This is a genomic window from Hydrogenophaga sp. (assembly GCF_041633695.1).
Lineage (GTDB): Bacteria > Pseudomonadota > Gammaproteobacteria > Burkholderiales > Burkholderiaceae_C > Hydrogenophaga.
In genome coordinates, this window is record NZ_JBFJMY010000645.1 from 1 (window position 1) to 1,848 (window position 1,848).

Annotated in this window: 3 protein-coding genes; all 3 read left to right on the forward strand. The window is 69.2% G+C overall.

Annotated elements, in window-relative coordinates:
* A partial coding sequence (locus ABYB95_RS22750; RefSeq protein WP_372662389.1) for a sensor histidine kinase occupies positions 1 to 563 on the forward strand: 563 nt, incomplete at its 5' end.
* Complete coding sequence (locus ABYB95_RS22755; RefSeq protein ID WP_372662392.1) at positions 560 to 1,225, forward strand: response regulator transcription factor; 666 nt, start codon at positions 560 to 562, stop codon at positions 1,223 to 1,225. The genes ABYB95_RS22750 and ABYB95_RS22755, both read left to right, overlap by 4 nt.
* Before the next feature lie 103 nt (positions 1,226 to 1,328).
* Positions 1,329 to 1,832: a heme-binding protein gene (locus ABYB95_RS22760; protein WP_372662395.1), complete on the forward strand. Its 504-nt coding sequence runs from the start codon at positions 1,329 to 1,331 to the stop codon at positions 1,830 to 1,832.
* The last annotated feature ends 16 nt before the right edge of the window (positions 1,833 to 1,848 follow it).

The window sequence follows — 1,848 nt, forward strand, 5'->3', positions numbered from 1 at the left end:
CCGCGCGCGACGCCATGGCGCAGGCCGCCGCGCAAGCGCGCCGCGCGGCCGACGTGATCGGGCGTTTGCGCCGCGCCGTGGAACGCCCCCACGCCGACAGTGCGACCTTGGCTCTGACGCTGAACGACGCGGTGCGGCGCGTGCTCTACCTGCTGGAGCCGGAATGCCAGCGCCGCCGGGTCACGCCGGTGCTGCACGCCGACGCCCCGGTGCGGGTGCGGGCCGATCCGGTGGCGCTGGAACAAATCGTGCACAACCTGCTGATGAACGCCTTGCAGGCGCTGGAGCAAATGGACTCCGCACCGCGCGCCCTGGTGGTGTCGGTCTCGGCACGTGGATCGATCGGCGAACTGGTGGTGAGCGACAACGGACCGGGCATCGCCCCGGAAGCCCTGCCGCGTTTGTTCGAGCCCTTTTTCTCCACCCGCGAAGGTGGCCTGGGCCTGGGTTTGAGCCTGTGCGAATCGCTGGCGCAATCCATGGGCGGCACGCTCGCGGCGGCAGCGGTGGTGCCCCACGGTGCTGCCTTCACCCTGACCCTGCCGTTGGAGCCCCGCGCATGAATACCACTCCGCCACCGGCCTCCACCAGCAGCGCCCCTGGCCCGCTCTCGCCCACCATCCACCTGATCGACGACGACGACGCCGTGCGCGCCAGCCTGGCCTTGCTCATCGGCACCGTGGGCTTGCGCGTGCAGGCCTGGAGCGACCCGGGCGCCTTTCTCGCCGAGTTCGACCGCGACGGCATAGGCGCCATCGTGCTCGACGTGCGCATGCCCGGCATCGGTGGCCTGGCCGTGCTGGACACGCTGGTGGCGCAGCGCGTGGACCAGCCCGTCATCATGCTCACCGGGCACGGCAACGTGGACATGTGCCGCCGCGCCTTCAAGAGCGGTGCGGCCGAATTCCTGGAAAAACCGGTGGACGACGAAGCCTTGCTGGAAGCGCTGCAAAACGCCGTGCGCCAGCACGTGGGCTCGCGCCAGCGCAACCTGGCCGACCGCGACGCGCGCGAGCGTTTTGCCCAGCTCTCGCCGCGCGAGCGCGAGGTGCTGGGCCTGATCGTCGAGGGCCTCACCAACAAGGACATCGCCCGCGCGCTGGGCCTGTCGCCCCGCACCGTGGAAACGCACCGCGCCAATGTGTTCCACAAACTGCAGACCGAGTCGCTGGCGCAGCTGATCCGCCACTACGCCACCCTGGTGCACGAAGACGGCACTGCGTAGTTTTACGGAGGGCGGCGCGTAGGCGCCCGAATGGCGCTAGCGGTCCGCGTTTTTTAAAGTTCTCCCACGGTTGATCGAACCGCTTTCTTCCCCGGAGAACCCCATGAACACCTCTTTCAAAGCCGGCGCCATCGCCCTCCTGCTGGCCTCGCCCTTGCTCGCCACCCAAGCCCAGGCGCAAGCCGTGCTGACCGAAAAAACCCTGTCGGCCGCGCTGGCGACCCAGATCGCCACCGCCACCGTGGCTGCGTGCAGCGCCAAGGGTTACAGCGTGGCAGCCACCGTGGTCGACCGCTCCGGCACCGTGCGTGCCGTGGTGCGCGCCGACAACGCCGGCCCACACACCCTGGAAGCCAGCCGCCTCAAAGCCTTCACCTCGGCGTCCGCCAGGAACACCACGCTGGCCATGATGGAGGGTTCGCAAAAGAACCCCGGTGCGGCCAACCTCGGCCAGATTCCCGGCTTTCTGCTGCTGGGCGGTGGCGTTCCGGTGAAAGTGGGCAACGAGGTGGTTGGCGCCCTGGGCGTGGGCGGAGCCCCCGGTGGCCACCTGGACGAGCAGTGTGCGGTGGCGGCCCTGGAGCAGTTCCAGGACCAGCTGAAATAAGGACGCCTTGATGCCC